Genomic DNA, 16,763 nt, shown 5'->3' on the forward strand with positions numbered 1-16,763 from the left:
CAGCAGCAAGGTCATTCTATGCTGCTGCAGCTTTTTTTATCAGGAGGCGCTGACAATGAAGAACAAAAACAATCAAACCAATCGAACAAAAACGACGCTTCTATTGAAGGTTTTTATGGCGACCATGTTTCTTCTTGGTGCAGCTATTTTTACATATCCATTCATGGCAGATGCCATCAACAATTACGTGGACCAGCGAAAGATCGAGCAGTACCAGAAGAAAATAGCAGCAGACAAAAAGAAAACGCACGAAAGGCAATTGAAAGAATATGAGCAAAAAAATCAGGAACTTGCCCGATCCTCTGCGATTCCCGGAATGGGAACAGTCGAAGATCCTTTTGAGAATGCGGTCAGGAATGTCAAGAACCCAGATAAGACCTATTATGAAAAACACATGATCGGCGCTATCTATATCCCCAAAATCAATGTCAGTTTACCCTTATTCGATGAGACCAATGACTTGCTGCTTGATAAGGGAGCGACGCTGCTTCAAGGAACCTCCTTTCCCATAGGCGGAGAAGGCACCCATTCGGTCCTCACTGCCCACAGCGGTCTGACCGAAAAGAAACTATTTACCGATCTTGAAAAAATGATACCAGAAGATTTATTCTTCCTAGAAGTCGCAGGGCGAAAACTGGCGTACCAAGTAACCGATAAAACAATCGTTTTGCCTCATGACATCGACAGGCTGAAAATCGACCAAGAAAAAGACTTGGTAACGTTAGTGACTTGTACGCCATATGCGGTGAATACCCATAGACTGCTAGTGACAGGAAAACGGGTCCCCTTTCCGGAACAGGCAGACAAGCAAATCAAACAGACAGCAAGACATCATCTGCTCCGTTTACTGCTGTTATTGCTTGGCTCACTGCTCGTTCTCTCCCTAGTCGGTTATTGGATCTATCGAAAGATCAGATCGTTGCAAAAGGTAAAGTCTTCTTTAAAAGAAAACAAGTAGTTCTTAAGAAAGTGATAATTTATCTTATCAGAAAAAAGAGAAACATCTGGAAACGATATAAAATGATCCGTTATTTTACGCCTTTTTAGCTAGCAGAGACAAGAAAGAGCCAGACAAGAACCTGCTTGTCTCAATAAGTCTTCTTTGATATTGTAGTAATAAGAAGAAAGGTGGAGAAATGAATATGGCAAAAATCATGATAGTCGAAGATGAAGAAATTATCCGCCAGCTGATGATGGAAGAACTTGAAAAATGGCAATTCGAAACCTATGGCACGACAGATTTCAATCAAGTGTTCGCAGACTTCGAGCAAGAAGAGCCGCAGCTTGTTTTGCTGGATATCAACTTGCCCGTGTTTGATGGGTACTACTGGTGCCAAAAAATCCGTGAAGTATCGAAAGTACCGATCATCTTCATATCAAGTAGAAATACCAATATGGATATGATCATGGCAATGAATATGGGGGCAGATGACTTTGTGACAAAGCCATTCCAAATCGATGTGCTGATTGCGAAAATCAATGCCCTGCTTCGCCGTTCTTACAACTATACAGAGCTGTCGAGCGAAATGATGAGCCATAACGGAATCACGTTGAACGTCGACAATGGCAGCATGGAGATCAATGGCGAAGTGATCGACCTGAGCAAGAATGAATATCGGCTTTTGTTCATTCTGATGAAGCAGCACGGAAAAATCTTGAGTCGTGAAAAATTATTGCGTGCGTTGTGGGATGATGAACGTTTTGTCGATGACAACACATTGACGGTCAATATCAATCGTCTTCGCAGAAAAATCGAACAGGCAGGCATCAATGGATATATCGAAACAAAAGTTGGACAGGGATATATCGTTCCCTGAAAGGATGAACAGCTGAGATGAATTTCTTTAAATATATGAAAGATCAATGGTCACTGATCCTTGGATGGCTGTTTTTTATCGTATTAACTGTGTTTGTGATGTGGTTAGCCCCGAATATCAGTGTGGACTGGGGAACAATCGCTTATTTGATGCTGATCGAAGGGGTCTTTCTGATTTTTTACTTAGTTGGCTGTTATTTGAGTAAACGAAGATGGTGGGGAAGACTAGCGAGTTTCCAAAAGGTGTCTCCGCTGCAGAACTACTTGGAAGGCGGTCATACCGAAGAGGAGAAGCTGATAGAAGAGTATATCAATCAGCTGATCCGGGAACACCAGGAAGTGATGCAAGAAGCGATCAGCAGCCAGCAGGACCAAAAGGACTACATCGACTCATGGGTCCATGAGATAAAAGTACCTTTAGCCGCATCTGAATTGCTTGTCCGGTCGATCGAGTTCGATATTGATGATCAGAAATACACACTTTTAGAAAACGAGTTGGCCAAAATCGATGAGTATGTCGAACAAGTCTTGTATTATGCTCGTCTGGATAGTTTTTCCAGAGACTACTTGATCCAGGAGTACGACTTGAAAGGGATCATCCAGCCGGTGATCCGCAGTCAGGCGAATTATTTCATTCAAAAAAATCTTCGTTATGAGATCATTGGCGAAGATGTATCGGTGTTGACCGATGCGAAATGGGTCGGGTTTATTTTCAAACAGATTTTGAGCAACGCAATCAAATACACACCAGATAACGGTCAGATCGATATGATCATTGAAAAAGGGGCACAGGGCGTCGCGTTTTCCATCAAAGATTCTGGTATCGGCATCCCGGAAGAAGATGTGAAGCGGATTTTTGACAAAGGATTTACCGGCACCAACGGACGGTTGAGCAAGACGCATTCGACCGGTCTGGGGCTTTATCTGGCAAGGAATCTTGCAGAAAAACTGGGCATCCATTTAACGGTGGAATCAGTCGAAGGAAAAGGGACGACAATGACTTTATTTTTCCCAATCTTAAATTTCTACAATGAGAAACGTTAGAAAATCGTTAGAAACGAAAAAAATTACTTGTGTTGTTAACGTTTTCCCTGATAAGTTTCTTATCATGTGAAATAAAAGGAGATTGGTTATGGAAATTTTAATAGCATTGGTCCCTATGTTAGCATGGGGTAGTATAGGTTTAGTAAGTGGGAAAATTGGTGGCGATGCCAATCAGCAAACATTAGGAATGACGATCGGTGCCTTCCTGTTTTCTCTCGTTGTCTTTTTCGTGGTGAACCCAGCGATCACCCCTTGGATCTTTCTGATCGGGTTTTTATCTGGTTTAGCATGGAGTGTCGGTCAAAATGGTCAATTCCATGGGATGAAATTCATGGGTGTGTCTGTCGGATTGCCTCTTTCTACTGGTTTTCAATTAATTTTGAATACGATTGCGGGCGCGGTTTTCTTCCAGGAATGGACACAAACGAAAGATTATGTATACGGTATTATTGCGTTGATCCTTCTTGTAAGCGGTGCGTATTTGACAGCTCGTCAAGATGATGAAGGCAAAGTAAATGCAGACAATAAAATGCTTGATTTTGGAAAGGGCTTCAGAGCACTGATCTATTCAACGATCGGTTACGGCGTGTATACGATCATCGTCAACTGGGCAAACTTGGATGCGATGTCAATCATTTTACCGCAAAGTATCGGGATGATCTTAGGTGCAAGTTTCTTTGCTTTCCGCAAAGTAAAAGTGGATCAGTTCGTATGGAAAAACATGATATGCGGATTGCTATGGGGTATCGGTAATATCTGTATGCTTCTAACCGTGAAGTCATTAGGATTAGCGGTCGGTTTCTCACTTTCACAAATGGGGATCATTATCTCTACATTAGGCGGAATCTTCATCTTAGGTGAAAGAAAAACGAAAAAAGAACTTGTTTATGTGATTGTCGGTTGCCTTTTAGTCATTTTAGGTGGTATCCTTTTAGGGTATATGAAAACAGTTTAATCACTGTTTTCCAACCTAAAATGGGGAGGAACTTCAATGGATTTGTTTCGTAAGAAGGAAATCAATCTCAATCAGGCAAGTGAGATGAAAAAAGAGCTGAAAACGTCTGATCTGATCATGCTTGGAATTGGCGCGATCATCGGGACGGGAATATTCGTAGTGACAGGGGTTGCGGCCAATCAGAATGCTGGTCCGGCACTGTCACTTTCGTTTGTCTTAGCTGCAGTCGTCGTCGTTTTATCAGGATTGAGCTTCGCGGAATTTGCTTCGCGCATTCCAGTAATCGGTGGCCCTTATGCTTATTTGTATGTTGTATTTGGAGAGTTTGCTGCTTGGCTGACGGGCTGGCTGTTGATCGGCGAATTTTTATTGGCGGTCTCATCTGTTGCTTCTGGCTGGTCGGGCTATGTGAGAGGATTTCTGGAAAGTACAGGTATCCGATTTCCGCAAGCGCTGTCTGGCGGTTATCACCCGGAAAATGGCACATATGTCGATTTGATCGCCGTGCTTGTCGTGATTTTCGTCACCTATGTGGTTTCGCTAGAGGCTAAAAAAGCTTTGCGGCTGAATAACATCATGGTTTTCGTCAAATTCGGCATCATTGCATTGTTCATCGTGGTCGGAATCTTTTTTGTCAAACCTGATAATTGGCAGCCTTTCATGCCTTTCGGTTTTTCTGGTGTGTTAGACGGTGCTGCGCTGGTCTTCTTTGCTTTTCTGGGATTCGATGCAGTAGCGATGGCAGCTGAAGAAGTCAAGAACCCGCAAAAGGACGTACCGCGCGGAATCATCGGATCGATTCTGATCGCAACTATTTTGTATATTATCGTGACATTGATCTTGACTGGGATCGTTCCGTTCACAGAATTAGGTGTGACAGATCCTGTGGCTTTTGCTATGCGCTACATTGGACATGGAACGGTGGGGGCAGTGATCGCAGTTGGTGCGATCTTGACGTTACTGACTGTGACGATCTCGATGATGTATTCACTGGCTCGCTTACTGTTCGCTGTCAGCAAAGATGGTCTGTTGCCGAAATTCATGACGGAAATCGACAAAAAACACCGGACACCTAAAAAAGCAACATATGCAGCAGGAGTTGCCGCTTTGTTCTTTGCGGGCTTCTTCCCGTTGAATATCTTAGCGGAGTTGACGAATATCATGGCGTTAGCCTATTTGATGTTAGTGAGCTTAGGGCTTTTGAAAATGCGGAGGATGTTCGGGAAACCGAAAGCCGGAGAATTCAAGGTTCCATTTGTCCCAGTATTGCCAGTCGTTTCGATCCTTACATGTATCGTATTGATGCTGCGTTTGCAGGCAGTCACATGGATCGTGTTCGGGATCGTCATGGTGATCGGATTAGTCATCTATTTCAGTTATGGGTATCAGCACAGTAAAATGAATGAACACTGAAAATAAATAATAAGAAAGAACCCTCCTTCGCCTGCGAGAACAGGTGAGGGAGGGTTCTTTGTACAAAAGAAACATAAAAAGCGTCTTATTGCGTCAAATCCAAAAGCTTCTGCTTCAGATCTTCTTCCATATGCCCCAGTTCCACTTCGGCATGGCGACGTTTTTCTTTTCCTTCTTTTTGGATACGCAAGGTTTCCTGGATCGTTTCGATCAAGTCGTTTTGCGTTGTTTGAAGGGTCTCGATATCGACGATTCCCCGCTCGTTTTCTTTTGCAGTTTCGATCGCAGAGATTTTCAGCATTTCTGAATTTTTCTTCAATAGATCATTCGTTGTTTCAGAAACTTGACGCTGTGCGGTTACCGCATCTTTTTGACGAAGCAGCGTCAAGGCGATCACTACCTGGTTTTTCCACAAAGGGATCGCTGTGGCGATCGAAGCTTGGATTTTTTCGGCAAGTGCCTGGTTCGTATTCTGGATCAGGCGGATTTGCGGCGCTTGCTGGATCGTGATTTGTCTTGCTAGACGCAAGTCATGCGTACGTTTGTCTAAACGGTCAAGGAACTGCGTATAGTCATTGGCAATCTGGGCGTCCATTTGATCGCCGGTTTCTTCGGCTTTTTTCAGTGCTTCTGGGATGATCGTCGTTTGTAATTCTTCCATCTTGAGTTCTCCAGCAGCGATGTAAATATTCAACGCATCAAAATAATCCTTGTTCTTTTGATAAAGCTGTTCAAGCATCAGATTGTCTTTCAGCAAGCCGTCTTTCTCTTTTTCCAGTTTGACAGAGATTTTGTCGATTTGTGCGCCGATCTTCTGGTATTTGGCCGTTACTTCATAAATAGACTGTTTCACTTTGCCGAATACACGCTGGAAAATATTGCCTTCTCCTGCCCGCAATTCATCAGGATTTGCTTCTTGCAGACGATACATCAGCTCAGTCAGTGAATCGCCGACAGGGCCGATGTCTTGTGCTTGTACGTGGTTCAGCATCGACTGAGAGAATTCACTTAGTTTTGTTTGTGCAGCGGAACCGTAACTGATGACTGATTGTGCATCTGTTGCGTCGATCTTTGCTGCAAGCTGTTTCGCTTGTTCTTGTCTTTCTGCCGGCAGCTTGTCGATCAGACGTGTCGCTGATTGCTGTTCCTGCAATGCATTGATTTCTGTCTGCTGCGTCTGTGTCAGCTGGTCAGTAGGTGTAGTGAACGGATTATTGAGTAAATCATCTAACGTATCGTTTACTGGTGTTACTTCTTTCAGGTCATTTGGTTTATGATCCATGTCAATTCCTCCTATCGAGTTTGGCACTTCGGTTTTGCTCAACTAAAATGCATTGTTTAGAAAAAGTACTCGAAACCTCCAGACATGATCTGAGTGCTTCGAGTCGATTTTTTGAACGTCAATGTTTAAGATTTTTCTTCAGGTTCATGTTTATTATCTCGCTTTAAGCTTTGTTTCGCAACAGATATCTCTACATCCAGATCCTCTAGATCCTCAGAGACGAACTGCTGGTAGTCCTGGGCGATCAAACGCGCCAGCTGATCGATGATCTGTGCGCTTTCTTCCAGCTTTTCATAGGTTTGTTTGTTTTTGATCTCATGGTCATTGATTTCATTATACTTATTCGTAAGATCCACCAAGTTCGGCAAATGAGTATAAAGAAACTGACTGGCTTCGTGCAGCCGATTCGGTTCTTTGACCAGTTCCTTGAACAATGCTTTTGCTGCTTTGACCGGATCATGACGAAGGTCAATAGCTTTGAGTTTTGCTGTTTGCTGCATGTTTTCCTGCAGTTGCGTGATCTCGTTTTTCGTCTGATTCATCGTTTCTCTAAAAAAAGTGATCTCACTTGAAGACATCCCGCTTTCAGCATAATGAGATTCAAGCTCGGCTGAAAGGTCAGGCACTTCGGATCGCGTTTTCTTTTTCTTCCGTGAGCCTGAAAGTCCCCATACCACTAAAATCACCCCTAGCAAGAGCAGACCTGTCACGAAAGAGATGCCATCGTAACGGACAAAGAAAAAGAGTAAGACCAGACCTAGCAACCATGGCCAATTTCGTTTTATCATAATAAGCCCTCCAAATATATTCATTCGTTGAGTAACTAAACTTTTCTTTTCGTTTACATCCTTATTTTAGCACACTGTCCTTAAGAAAGAGTATCGGGCTAAAGATGGATTTTGAAGATTTAGAGAAAATCTAAGGTTTATCTATGGTAAACTAAGCATGAGATTTCAACAAAAATTGAAAAAAACAAGGAAAGCAGTTATTATTACAAAAGAAAGCTGGTAGAAAAGATGCTGGAATATGAACAGTTTGAAGAAAAAACGATCAGCCGCAAAGAGATCTTCAAAGGAAAGATCATCGAAGTCGCCTTGGATGAGGTACGATTACCTGATGGCACGACAGCACAAAGAGAACTGGTCTTCCATCCTGGCGGTGTAGGAATCATCGCATTTGACGAAGAAGACCGTTTGCTGCTGGTGAAACAGTTTCGAAAACCGTTAGAAAAGGTGATCTTAGAGATTCCTGCTGGGAAAATCGATCAGGGAGAAGGAAGCATGCCTGAAATCACTGCGGCTAGAGAACTGGAAGAAGAAACCGGGTATCGGGCAGAAACGATGACTCATTTGACTTCCATGTATCTTTCACCAGGATTTGCGAATGAAGTGCTTCATATCTACCATGCAAAAGGATTGACGAAAGCAGAAAATCCGCTGGCACAAGATGAAGACGAAGTGTTGGAACTTTATCGACTCACCTTGACAGAAGCGAAGCAGGCAATGGCAGATCAGGTAATCTGTGACGCAAAAACGATTTTTGCGATTCAATACTGGGAACTATTGACCAAAGGAAAGTAGAGGGATCGGCTTATGGCCAAGGGACCGCTGATTACACGGAGCGAACTTCGTAAACGGCAGCAGGCGCAAGCAAACGAGTCGCTGAGAAAGCAGAGAAGAGAAGAATCTGCTTATCAGCAGGAAGAAAAAAAGATCGCGAATTTTTATCGCAAAGAAAATAAAAAGAACAAGCCTGTCACGAAAACACGGACAGGTGAACGAGAAAAAACAACAAAGTGGAATTCTTTTTTGATGAAATCACTCATTATTGTTATCCTAATGTTGTGTGTCGTATTTTTAGCAATCGCATTTATTTAGAAAGAAGGAATAATATGAAAATCGGTATTATCGGAGCAATGGAAGAAGAAGTAAAAATCTTGAGAGAAAACCTAAGTGAACCTCTATCATGGGAACGTGCAGGTGCGTTATTCATTTCCGGTTCTTTAGGCAGACATGAAGTAATCGTCGTTCGTTCAGGAATCGGCAAGGTGCTGGCTTCGATCACGACAAGTTTACTGATCCAGCAATACGGGGTCAACATGGTCATCAATACAGGATCAGCTGGCGGAATCGGCGAAGGATTGAAAGTCGGAGATATCGTGATTTCTGACAAGGTCGCGTATTTTGATGCGGATGCGACTGGATTCGGCTATCAACCAGGCCAGCTGCCAGGCATGCCTCTTTATTATGAAGCAAGTACGTATTTGAAGAGCGAGATGGCAAAAGCAGCGAAAGCTACGGACCTGAATGCAAAAGAAGGGTTGATCGTCACAGGGGATACATTCGTTGATTCACCAGACAAGATCAAAGAGATCTTGACGAATTTCCCAGAAGCATTAGCTTGTGAGATGGAAGGTGCAGCAGTCGGACAAACTGCTCGTCAATTCAATATTCCTTTCCTGATCGTTCGGGCAATGAGTGATACGGCAGACCATGCAGCTACGCAAAGTTTTGATGAATTTATTGAAGATGCAGGGAAACGTTCAGCAGAAATGGTGATTGAATTTGTAAAACATCTAGTTTAAGGAGAGCGTCTATGAAAGCTTTGATCTCGATCGATTATACGTATGATTTTGTTGCAAATGACGGAAAATTGACAACTGGAAAAGCAGGACAGGCAATTGAGCAGGCAATAACTGCGCACACGAAAGAATTTATCGAACAAGAAGAATTTGTGGTCTTTGCGATCGATGCCCATGATCCAAATGACCACTTCCATCCGGAAAACCGGTTGTTCCCTCCTCACAATGTGATAGGGACGGATGGACGCAAACTTTACGGCACGTTAGAAACGGTCTATCAGGCATATCAGGAGCAAGCGACAGTTTATTGGATCGATAAGAGACATTATTCTGCTTTCAGCGGAACAGATCTGGATATCCGTTTGCGGGAACGAAATATCACTGAGCTTTATCTAACAGGAGTATGTACGGATATTTGCGTACTGCACACCGCAGTAGATGCCTATAACTTAGGCTATAAACTGTTCATTTATAAAGATGCAGTAGCAAGCTTCGATCCCGCAGGACATGAGTGGGCATTGCGTCATTTCCAAACCGCTCTGGGTGCTGAGATCATTTGAATTCGTAGAACCATTAGCAAGACTTGAATAAGATAGAAGGGGAGCTGTGACAAAAGTCTTGTCGCAGCTTCTTTTTCCGAATAAACGGTGTTCAAGAGACAGCCTATCGGCAATAAGGCACGATTTTGTAAAATATGGGAAGCTATTTTTCTCTGATCGTTCTTACTGCTTGATGCAGAGCAGCTTTTTCACAACCTCTCCGCTAAACGGTGTTCCAACTGCTGCTTCTCGGCAATAAGTTCACTGAACAAGAAAATATGAGGAGCTATTTTCTGTTCAGTGTCCTTATTCCTTAAAGCAAAACGCAGTTGTCACAACCTCTGATTCACGGTGTTCCATCTGCTGACCTTCGATATTAGCTCATAAAAATGCAAAATATAGGGAGCTATTTTACATTCTTTCTCTCTAATACTCAGGTCAAAACGCAGTTGTCGCAACCTCTTTTTTGTTATTTAAAATAACTAATTAACATAGCTTATTAAATGATGTACGTTATATTTTTTTGGTTATGAAACACATTTTTTATATTTTTTTGTTTTTTATTGACAGAAAAAAGAAAGTAAGAGATACTTTTTGTAGCAAGCGTTTTCTTAAAAGTAGGAGGAATGTTAGTGAGAAAAAAACAGATCAGATACGGTGCAGTGTTGCTCAATGTTTTTTTGCTTGGTACTCCGGTTTTTACGTCCGCAGCTGAATTATCGCCATTTGACAGTCCGTTAGTTTTTGAAGAAAATGCACACGTGAACATTATGGATCAGGAAGCTTCCAGACAAGAAGATCCCGCAGAAAATCCAAAACTGGAAAAAGAAAACAATCAGATGGAGGAAGAAAAAAACGTCATGACAGGTCAGACAAACGATCTTTCGAACAAGGAGCTGTTCGAAGAAGAATGGAAAGGTGTCGTCTTTGGCGAAAGTACCAGTGCCAGCAAGTATGCGATCGAACCTTTCGAAAACGGTGTCCGCTTAGCTTCGACGAATAACGGCGGGAAATTCCAGACGAGCGGTTCTGATGGAATGACGTATTACTATCAGGCGATCCCGAAAGAGAAGAATTTCAAATTGCGTGCTACGATCGAAGTAGAATCTTGGACGTACACGAATGCCCAAGAAGGATTTTCATTGATGGTGCGTGATTCGGTGCCGGAAAACCATTTGTTCGGCCAAGCCTATTATTCAAATTCCTATGCTATCTTGGGTAGTCGGATCGAGTATCTGTGGAATTCGGACACGCAAGAAGTAGTCAGTACAAACGGCAGCAAATACACGATGCGTTTAGGTCTAGGGACACGGACGATCACAGGCGTTTCCCCAGATACGCCAGAAACTGCTCCAGCCCCAGGGAGTGTAGTATCAGAATCAACGCCACTTGAGACCTCCGCTGGAAAGCAGGAAAAAGAAGCCGGTTCTTATAATATTTTCGGCAACGGCAACGGCAATTTATTCCCAGCAACCGATAATATCACAAAGTTAGAATTGGAATTGAGGAAAACCAACACCGGATTCGAAGCATCTTATTATGATCCGGAAACAAAAGAAGAGCTAGGTTGGGATATCATGTATGATTGGGAAAAATTGTACAGTTCAAAAGATCCGTATGTTTACGTCGGTTTTTCAGCTGCTCGAAATATGACGATCAAGGTAGAAGGGATCGATCTTTCCTTCTCTGATCCTGCGACCGATCCGCCAGCAAAAGAACGGCCGAATAAAATCATCGAGCCGGTGTACAATGTGACATCTAGCCGCTATTCCGGCAATGAAGACCATACGATGACTTTCAGAGCAAATGCAGACGGTCTTTTGACCATCAAAGACCAAGAGACAGGTGAAGTATTAGCAGGCGCTGATCGATTAGCAGTCAAAGCGAATCGCGATTTCACGTATCCAGTGAAACTGAGACTAGGAGAGAATCGTTTTATTTTCAGTTTTACACCTGACGAGAATTATCCACCGGAAGAATATACGGAAATGGCGAGTTACGAGACACAAGAGATCAGCCACACAGTTGATTATCAAAAGCCGCAGTATTCGACTGTCTATGTGACGCCAGATGGGCAAGACAGCGGAACGGGAAGCAGACAAAGCCCGTTATCTTTTTCTCAAGCTTTGAGATATGCCTATGCGGGTCAAACCATTGTTTTAGCATCGGGCGTCTATGAATTCGATCAGGGATTCACGATTCCAAAAGGGGTCAATGGAACAGAAGAAGCACCGATCCGCTTGATTGCGGAGAAACAAAACAAAAACAAACGTCCTGTGCTGGATTTCAAAGGTACAGGAAGTGGGATGACCTTATTCAGCGATCACTGGATACTTAGAGGCTTTGATGTAACGAATAGTGCAGCGATGCAAAAAGGACTGCAGATTTCAGGAAGCTATAATCTGATTGAAGACATCCAGGCTTATCGCAACGGGAACACCGGGATACAGATCAGCGGAAGCTCCAATGATCCAGCTGAAGCATGGCCTGCGCATAATCTGGTGAAGAACTGTACCTCGTTTGAAAATGCAGATCCTGGATTTGAAGATGCAGACGGATTTGCAGCCAAATTGACAGTCGGAGAAGGAAATGTCTTCGATGGCTGTATTGCCTACCATAATGCAGATGACGGATGGGATTTGTTCGCAAAAAATGAAACAGGATCGATCGGCAAAGTTGTCATCAAAAACTCTGTTGCTTATCGTAATGGCTGGATTTCTGGAATGGAAGGAGAAGGGAACGGGAACGGCTTCAAAATGGGTGGTTCTTCCTTATCTGGTCCTCATGAACTGATCAACAGCCTTTCGTTTGAAAACTTGGCAAAAGGAATCGATTCAAATAGCGGGACGGATATCTCTGTAAAAAGCAGTACCAGCTTCAATAATGGATCTTATAATATCGCGCTCTATACTTCTTCTGCCGGACAAACAGATTTTGATGCATCAGGAATCTTGTCCTACCGCACGGAACATTTAGGGATGCGGGAACAGATCCGTCCGTTGAACCAAGACGAGCGTAAGATCTATCATCCGCTGAATTATTACTGGAATGAACGAACAGGAGTCTCGGAGAATTCTGAAGGACGTCAAATAGAAAAGCATTGGATCCAGTCGCTTGAACCAGCAAAAGGAGACAAACAGCCAATCTCTCGTTACGGGAATGGCAGTATCCATGTCCATGGGCTGATGCAGATCAAAGCGGAATTTCGACAGCCTGAGAGCAGTAAAGCTGAAGGACTCCCAGCGTCTGTCGGTGCGGTATTTGATGGTCAGACTTCCCCTTCTTCTGATTATCCTGAGTATGAGATCGAGGAAGACCGGGCACCGAATCGGGCGAAACCCAATGAAGAGAATAATCCGATCGTGATCAAAGAAGCAAACGGTGTGACTGAACAGGCCGCTGATCGGATCATCGAATGGAAACCGTTCACGGTCTTTGTCGCTGAATTTACACCGAATCCAGAGGCACCTATTCTAGAAGATCTCCGTTACATCCCGGAGAAATGGCAGATCAGAGAAAACCAGACGAGTGGTGTATTTGCAGGTGAGACGGCAGTCATCACTGCACCAGCAAGAGGAAACTACACACTCGAAGTGACCTACCGAATCGAACAGTTTGACGGAGAGAACTGGATCGACTACACCGAAACAGCCAACCAGTCAAAAAGGATCACTGTTTTAGCGAATACAAAAGAAGAATCGGGATCAGACAAACCGGCACCTGAGCAGTCGGGGGAAAAAGAAGACGTGAAGGAAGCAGGAAAAGACGTACCTAAGCAAGATCAAAAACCGCAGCTTCCAGAAACAGGTGCTTCTGGCAATCCTTTGTTCGCATTTGCAGGAGTGACGCTTTTAGCTGGGATAGCTACTTATGTGCTGAGACAACGTAAAAAATAAATCTGTTTCATCAAGCTAGACTTCACAAAAAATTCACGTGATTTGGGTGGCATACAGAAAAAAAGGAGGAGCTACGACAAAATTCTTGTCGTAGCTCCTCTTTTTCGAATAAACGGTGTTCCAGAGATAGCCTATCGGCAATAAGGCTGAACATCTCTGTCACAACCTCACACACGGTGTTCAAAAGCTTGCATCTGCGGCACTAAGCCCAATCAGATGAAAAATATGGAGAGCTATTTTTATCTGATTGTTCTTACTGCTTGATGCAGAGCAGCTTTTTCACAACCTCCTCTTTTCAGTCATTTTTACCAGATATGCACTCTTTTTTCTGGCGCAAGGTACATTTGGTCTTGTTTCGTAATCCCGAATGTTTCATAAAATTCTTCAAGATTTTGCGGTTGGACATTTGCCCGAAGCTTCGTTGGGGCATGGACATCGATTTGTAACAGAAGCTGCTGGTATTCTTTTTTCGCTTTTGTCCGCCAGATCGTTGCCCAATTGACAAAAAATTCTTCCATTGAAAGATCCTTTTCTGATCTTGCCGCTTCTAATGCACAACTCAAACCACCCGCATCTGCGATATTCTCCGAAACGGTGAGCTTTCCATTGACTTTTCCATCTGCGAAAGGCAGTCCGTCAAATTCTTCAATCATGGCAGCTGCTTTTTCCTGGAAGTGGACAAAGTCTTCTTCTGTCCACCAGTTGTTCAGATTCCCGAATTCATCGAACAGCGCACCGTTATTGTCGAATGCGTGAGAGATCTCATGTGCGATCACGGCACCGATTCCGCCGAAGTTAGCTGAGCTTGACTGATCCAAACTGTAAAATGGCGCCTGCAAGATCGCTGCTGGAAAGACGATGATATTGCGGAATGGATGATAGTAGGCATTCACTGTGTCTGCGCTCATTTCCCATTCTGTACGATCGACAGGCTTGTTCCATTTGGCGAATTGGTCTTTCAATGTTTCTTTGCTGAAGTTGAGGGCATTAGACAGCAGGGTTCCGCCCTCCTTTGCAGGGATCGTTTTGAAACGATCGAAAAGGGCAGGGATCTTGTCAGGGTAACCTACTTGGATACCTAGTTTGTCCAGTTTTATGATGGCTTTCTCCCGAGTGGCATCACTCAGCCAGCTGTTTTCCTCTAAACGTTTTTTGTAGACAGCGACCATTTTTTCCACCATTTGCTCGACGTCTTTTTTCGCCGCTTCACCAAAATATTTCTTGCCGTAGTAATCACCGACTACTTGGTCGAATTGTCCCGAAGCTAAATAATACGCTGCTTTTTTCTGCGGCATCGCTTCTTCTGCGCCTGAAAGCGTACGTGAGAACACACTGCCGGTTTGACGGAATTCTTCTGATAGATAACCGCTGAGAGAATAAACTGTTTTGACGATCATCCAGCTTTTGACTAACGAAAAATGAGCATCGGTCAAAAGATCTGCCAAATGATCGAAATAAACAGGATCTGTCACGATTACTTTGTCCGGTTTTGCACCGATCAGACCTGTGATCAGTTTTTCCAGATCTAGTTTATCTGTATGCTGGATAAATGTAGCTAGAGATTGCGGATTATACGTTTTGCTATAGTCCGCGTTTTCTTCTGCACTTTTTACATGTGGTGCGATCAGTTTATCGAATTGGATCGCTTGTTCCACGATCGCTTCTGCCTGGCTTTTTTCTTTGCCGGATAATTCTAGCAGTCGCACCATCATCTCGAAGAAGACACCTAATAACTGCGCACCATTTGGATGATCCGGCGTATAGTAAGTCTTGTCTGGCAAGAAAAGAGAAGGGGAATAGGCAAAAAGCGCATTTGTCTGTGCATGCTTCATATCAGCGTCTACATCAAAATGAAAAGGTAAAGGCAGACTATCCAATGTCCATTCTGGGAACTGCTGATTCAGCTCTTCGAAGGAGTGCAGATTCTCGATTCTTTCAAGCAGAGGAAGTAATGGTTCTGCATGCAGCTGATTTCTGCGATCGTAGTCATTTGCCAACTGATAGTAGGCGAGGAAATGGTTCATTTTTTCCGAACGGACAGCTTCAGGATCAGCTAACAGATGATCGAACTCTTCCATGAGAAGATTGTCGATATCGTCTACCAAATCTGTAAAACCGCCAGTTACCGGTTTATCCGCAGGTATTTTTGCTGTTTTCAGCCAATCTTCATTGACTGCCTCATAAAAATCTTGTTTCAAACGTTCTCTGTTCATTCATTGATCGCTCCTTTTTATTCCGTGTGCCCATTATCTTACAAATTTCTTAATTAAACAAATAGAATGGCAGTTTTTAAAAGAAACAGCCCCAGTCCTTGGGTAATCAAACCGATTTGTTTTTTTCACCGCATCACTTATAATGAATAAAAAGGAGGCGTTCGAATCCGTGCAAACAGTGGGAAAACCTGTATATTTCAAAGTAGGGAAAGAGAAAAAATGTGCTGTCAGCATGCAGCAGTTACGCTCAAAAGAAAATGGACAGCGTCATTTAGCCATTGTTTTTGAAGATCAAAGCTATGTGATTGTCGATTCTACTGGAAAAGCGGTCGAGTATTGTCCAGCAACGCAAGGTTATTCTGAATGGATGAAAAATCCGGCAAAATGGGAACAAACAGAAGCAGATAAAACGTTCGACTGGAAAGATTGGATCAACAAAGACGGATCGATCCCTGTATTAATAGAAGAAAAAAGAGCTGGGCAAGAACTGACCGAATGCTGGGTAGGGTTGCCGGAACAGCGATTTTCGAACTATAAGGATTGGAAAACACCAGTTGGTTATCTTTGCGGGACTTATGCAGCAGCTGTCTTATTGGCTTATTACCAAGATTATCGAGAAGACGTACGCATACCGCAGACGATTCGTGAGAAAAACGCAAGTGATCCTCAAAACCTTGTCCCTGTTTTACGACAAACGATCCAGCCTCATGGTTTGCCGACTGTTCCTTTTCAAGTGAGCGCAGGGATCACGGCTTTTTTGAAAGCAGCTGGAAGCAATACCAGCGCACGAAGTACAGTGATCGGCTCTTGGCAGCGGGCGACTAAACGGATCCGCCAAGGAAAACCTGTAATGATCGGGATACTGCGTGCTTTGGGCAGTCCTTACGGCAATCATTGGGTCACGGCATACGCGTATTTCGAATCAGCTTCTGGCGAACGTTATTACAAAGTCCATGATAACTGGGGCGATTTCCACCGAGTCATTCCGGCAAGCTGGAGCAACGGGACAGTCTCACTTCCTTAA

14 protein-coding genes are annotated in these 16,763 nt (G+C 43.5%); 11 read left to right on the top strand and 3 right to left on the bottom strand.

Annotated elements, in window-relative coordinates:
* The first annotated feature begins 55 nt into the window (after positions 1-55).
* From G7Y42_RS09025 to G7Y42_RS09045, 5 genes are all read left to right on the top strand, one after another.
* Positions 56-958 carry a class C sortase gene (locus G7Y42_RS09025; protein WP_165038091.1) on the top strand — a complete coding sequence of 301 codons (903 nt, stop codon included), beginning with the start codon at positions 56-58 and terminating at the stop codon, positions 956-958.
* Between the two features lie 184 nt (positions 959-1,142).
* Entirely contained in the window at positions 1,143-1,817 is a 675-nt protein-coding gene (locus G7Y42_RS09030; RefSeq protein ID WP_165038093.1) for a response regulator transcription factor, read from the top strand.
* Between the two features lie 17 nt (positions 1,818-1,834).
* Positions 1,835-2,860 carry a sensor histidine kinase gene (locus G7Y42_RS09035; RefSeq protein ID WP_165038095.1) on the top strand — a complete coding sequence of 342 codons (1,026 nt, stop codon included), beginning with the start codon at positions 1,835-1,837 and terminating at the stop codon, positions 2,858-2,860.
* An 88-nt stretch (positions 2,861-2,948) separates the two neighbouring features.
* Entirely contained in the window at positions 2,949-3,815 is an 867-nt protein-coding gene (locus tag G7Y42_RS09040) for a GRP family sugar transporter (RefSeq protein WP_165038097.1), read from the top strand.
* 36 nt (positions 3,816-3,851) lie between these two features.
* A complete protein-coding gene (locus G7Y42_RS09045) occupies positions 3,852-5,228 on the top strand; it encodes an amino acid permease (protein ID WP_165038099.1) in 1,377 nt (458 codons plus the stop codon).
* Positions 5,229-5,313: 85 nt separating this feature from the next.
* Here G7Y42_RS09045 and G7Y42_RS09050 read toward each other — a convergent pair whose 3' ends face one another.
* Both G7Y42_RS09050 and G7Y42_RS09055 read right to left on the bottom strand, forming a co-directional pair.
* A complete protein-coding gene (locus G7Y42_RS09050; RefSeq protein WP_165038101.1) occupies positions 5,314-6,510 on the bottom strand; it encodes a toxic anion resistance protein in 1,197 nt (398 codons plus the stop codon).
* 125 nt (positions 6,511-6,635) lie between these two features.
* On the bottom strand, positions 6,636-7,298 hold the full coding sequence (locus tag G7Y42_RS09055; RefSeq protein ID WP_165038103.1) for a 5-bromo-4-chloroindolyl phosphate hydrolysis family protein: 663 nt from the start codon (positions 7,296-7,298) through the stop codon (positions 6,636-6,638).
* A 228-nt stretch (positions 7,299-7,526) separates the two neighbouring features.
* On the opposite strand from G7Y42_RS09055, the gene G7Y42_RS09060 reads away from it, so the two are divergent.
* The 5 genes from G7Y42_RS09060 to G7Y42_RS09080 all read left to right on the top strand — a co-directional run bounded on the left by G7Y42_RS09060 (position 7,527) and on the right by G7Y42_RS09080 (position 13,526).
* Positions 7,527-8,090, top strand: coding sequence for an NUDIX hydrolase (locus G7Y42_RS09060; protein WP_165038106.1), 564 nt, complete (start codon positions 7,527-7,529; stop codon positions 8,088-8,090).
* A gap of 12 nt (positions 8,091-8,102) precedes the next feature.
* Positions 8,103-8,387, top strand: coding sequence for a cell wall synthase accessory phosphoprotein MacP (gene macP, locus G7Y42_RS09065; protein WP_165038108.1), 285 nt, complete (start codon positions 8,103-8,105; stop codon positions 8,385-8,387).
* A 14-nt stretch (positions 8,388-8,401) separates the two neighbouring features.
* Entirely contained in the window at positions 8,402-9,094 is a 693-nt protein-coding gene (locus G7Y42_RS09070; RefSeq protein WP_165038110.1) for a 5'-methylthioadenosine/adenosylhomocysteine nucleosidase, read from the top strand.
* Between the two features lie 11 nt (positions 9,095-9,105).
* Positions 9,106-9,651, top strand: coding sequence for an isochorismatase family cysteine hydrolase (locus G7Y42_RS09075; RefSeq protein WP_165038112.1), 546 nt, complete (start codon positions 9,106-9,108; stop codon positions 9,649-9,651).
* Between the two features lie 611 nt (positions 9,652-10,262).
* Positions 10,263-13,526, top strand: a complete 3,264-nt coding sequence (locus G7Y42_RS09080; protein ID WP_165038114.1) for an LPXTG cell wall anchor domain-containing protein — start codon at positions 10,263-10,265, stop codon at positions 13,524-13,526.
* A gap of 305 nt (positions 13,527-13,831) precedes the next feature.
* On the opposite strand, the gene G7Y42_RS09085 is transcribed toward G7Y42_RS09080, so the two are convergent.
* A complete protein-coding gene (locus tag G7Y42_RS09085; RefSeq protein ID WP_165038116.1) occupies positions 13,832-15,739 on the bottom strand; it encodes a M13-type metalloendopeptidase in 1,908 nt (635 codons plus the stop codon).
* 142 nt (positions 15,740-15,881) lie between these two features.
* On the opposite strand from G7Y42_RS09085, the gene G7Y42_RS09090 reads away from it, so the two are divergent.
* Positions 15,882-16,763, top strand: coding sequence for a dihydrolipoamide dehydrogenase (locus tag G7Y42_RS09090; protein WP_165038118.1), 882 nt, complete (start codon positions 15,882-15,884; stop codon positions 16,761-16,763).

It is taken from the genome of Enterococcus sp. ZJ1622 (assembly GCF_011038845.1).
Lineage (GTDB): Bacteria > Bacillota > Bacilli > Lactobacillales > Enterococcaceae > Enterococcus_B.

Excerpts from the sequence above, each read along its gene's own strand:
- G7Y42_RS09025 (WP_165038091.1), top strand. The coding sequence starts at position 56 with ATGAAGAACAAAAACAATCAAACCAATCGAACAAAAACGACGCTTCTA.
- G7Y42_RS09030 (WP_165038093.1), top strand. The coding sequence starts at position 1,143 with ATGGCAAAAATCATGATAGTCGAAGATGAAGAAATTATCCGCCAGCTG.
- G7Y42_RS09035 (WP_165038095.1), top strand. The coding sequence starts at position 1,835 with ATGAATTTCTTTAAATATATGAAAGATCAATGGTCACTGATCCTTGGA.
- G7Y42_RS09040 (WP_165038097.1), top strand. The coding sequence starts at position 2,949 with ATGGAAATTTTAATAGCATTGGTCCCTATGTTAGCATGGGGTAGTATA.
- G7Y42_RS09045 (WP_165038099.1), top strand. The coding sequence starts at position 3,852 with ATGGATTTGTTTCGTAAGAAGGAAATCAATCTCAATCAGGCAAGTGAG.
- G7Y42_RS09050 (WP_165038101.1), bottom strand. The coding sequence starts at position 6,510 with ATGGATCATAAACCAAATGACCTGAAAGAAGTAACACCAGTAAACGAT.
- G7Y42_RS09055 (WP_165038103.1), bottom strand. The coding sequence starts at position 7,298 with ATGATAAAACGAAATTGGCCATGGTTGCTAGGTCTGGTCTTACTCTTT.
- G7Y42_RS09060 (WP_165038106.1), top strand. The coding sequence starts at position 7,527 with ATGCTGGAATATGAACAGTTTGAAGAAAAAACGATCAGCCGCAAAGAG.
- macP (WP_165038108.1), top strand. The coding sequence starts at position 8,103 with ATGGCCAAGGGACCGCTGATTACACGGAGCGAACTTCGTAAACGGCAG.
- G7Y42_RS09070 (WP_165038110.1), top strand. The coding sequence starts at position 8,402 with ATGAAAATCGGTATTATCGGAGCAATGGAAGAAGAAGTAAAAATCTTG.
- G7Y42_RS09075 (WP_165038112.1), top strand. The coding sequence starts at position 9,106 with ATGAAAGCTTTGATCTCGATCGATTATACGTATGATTTTGTTGCAAAT.
- G7Y42_RS09085 (WP_165038116.1), bottom strand. The coding sequence starts at position 15,739 with ATGAACAGAGAACGTTTGAAACAAGATTTTTATGAGGCAGTCAATGAA.
- G7Y42_RS09090 (WP_165038118.1), top strand. The coding sequence starts at position 15,882 with ATGAATAAAAAGGAGGCGTTCGAATCCGTGCAAACAGTGGGAAAACCT.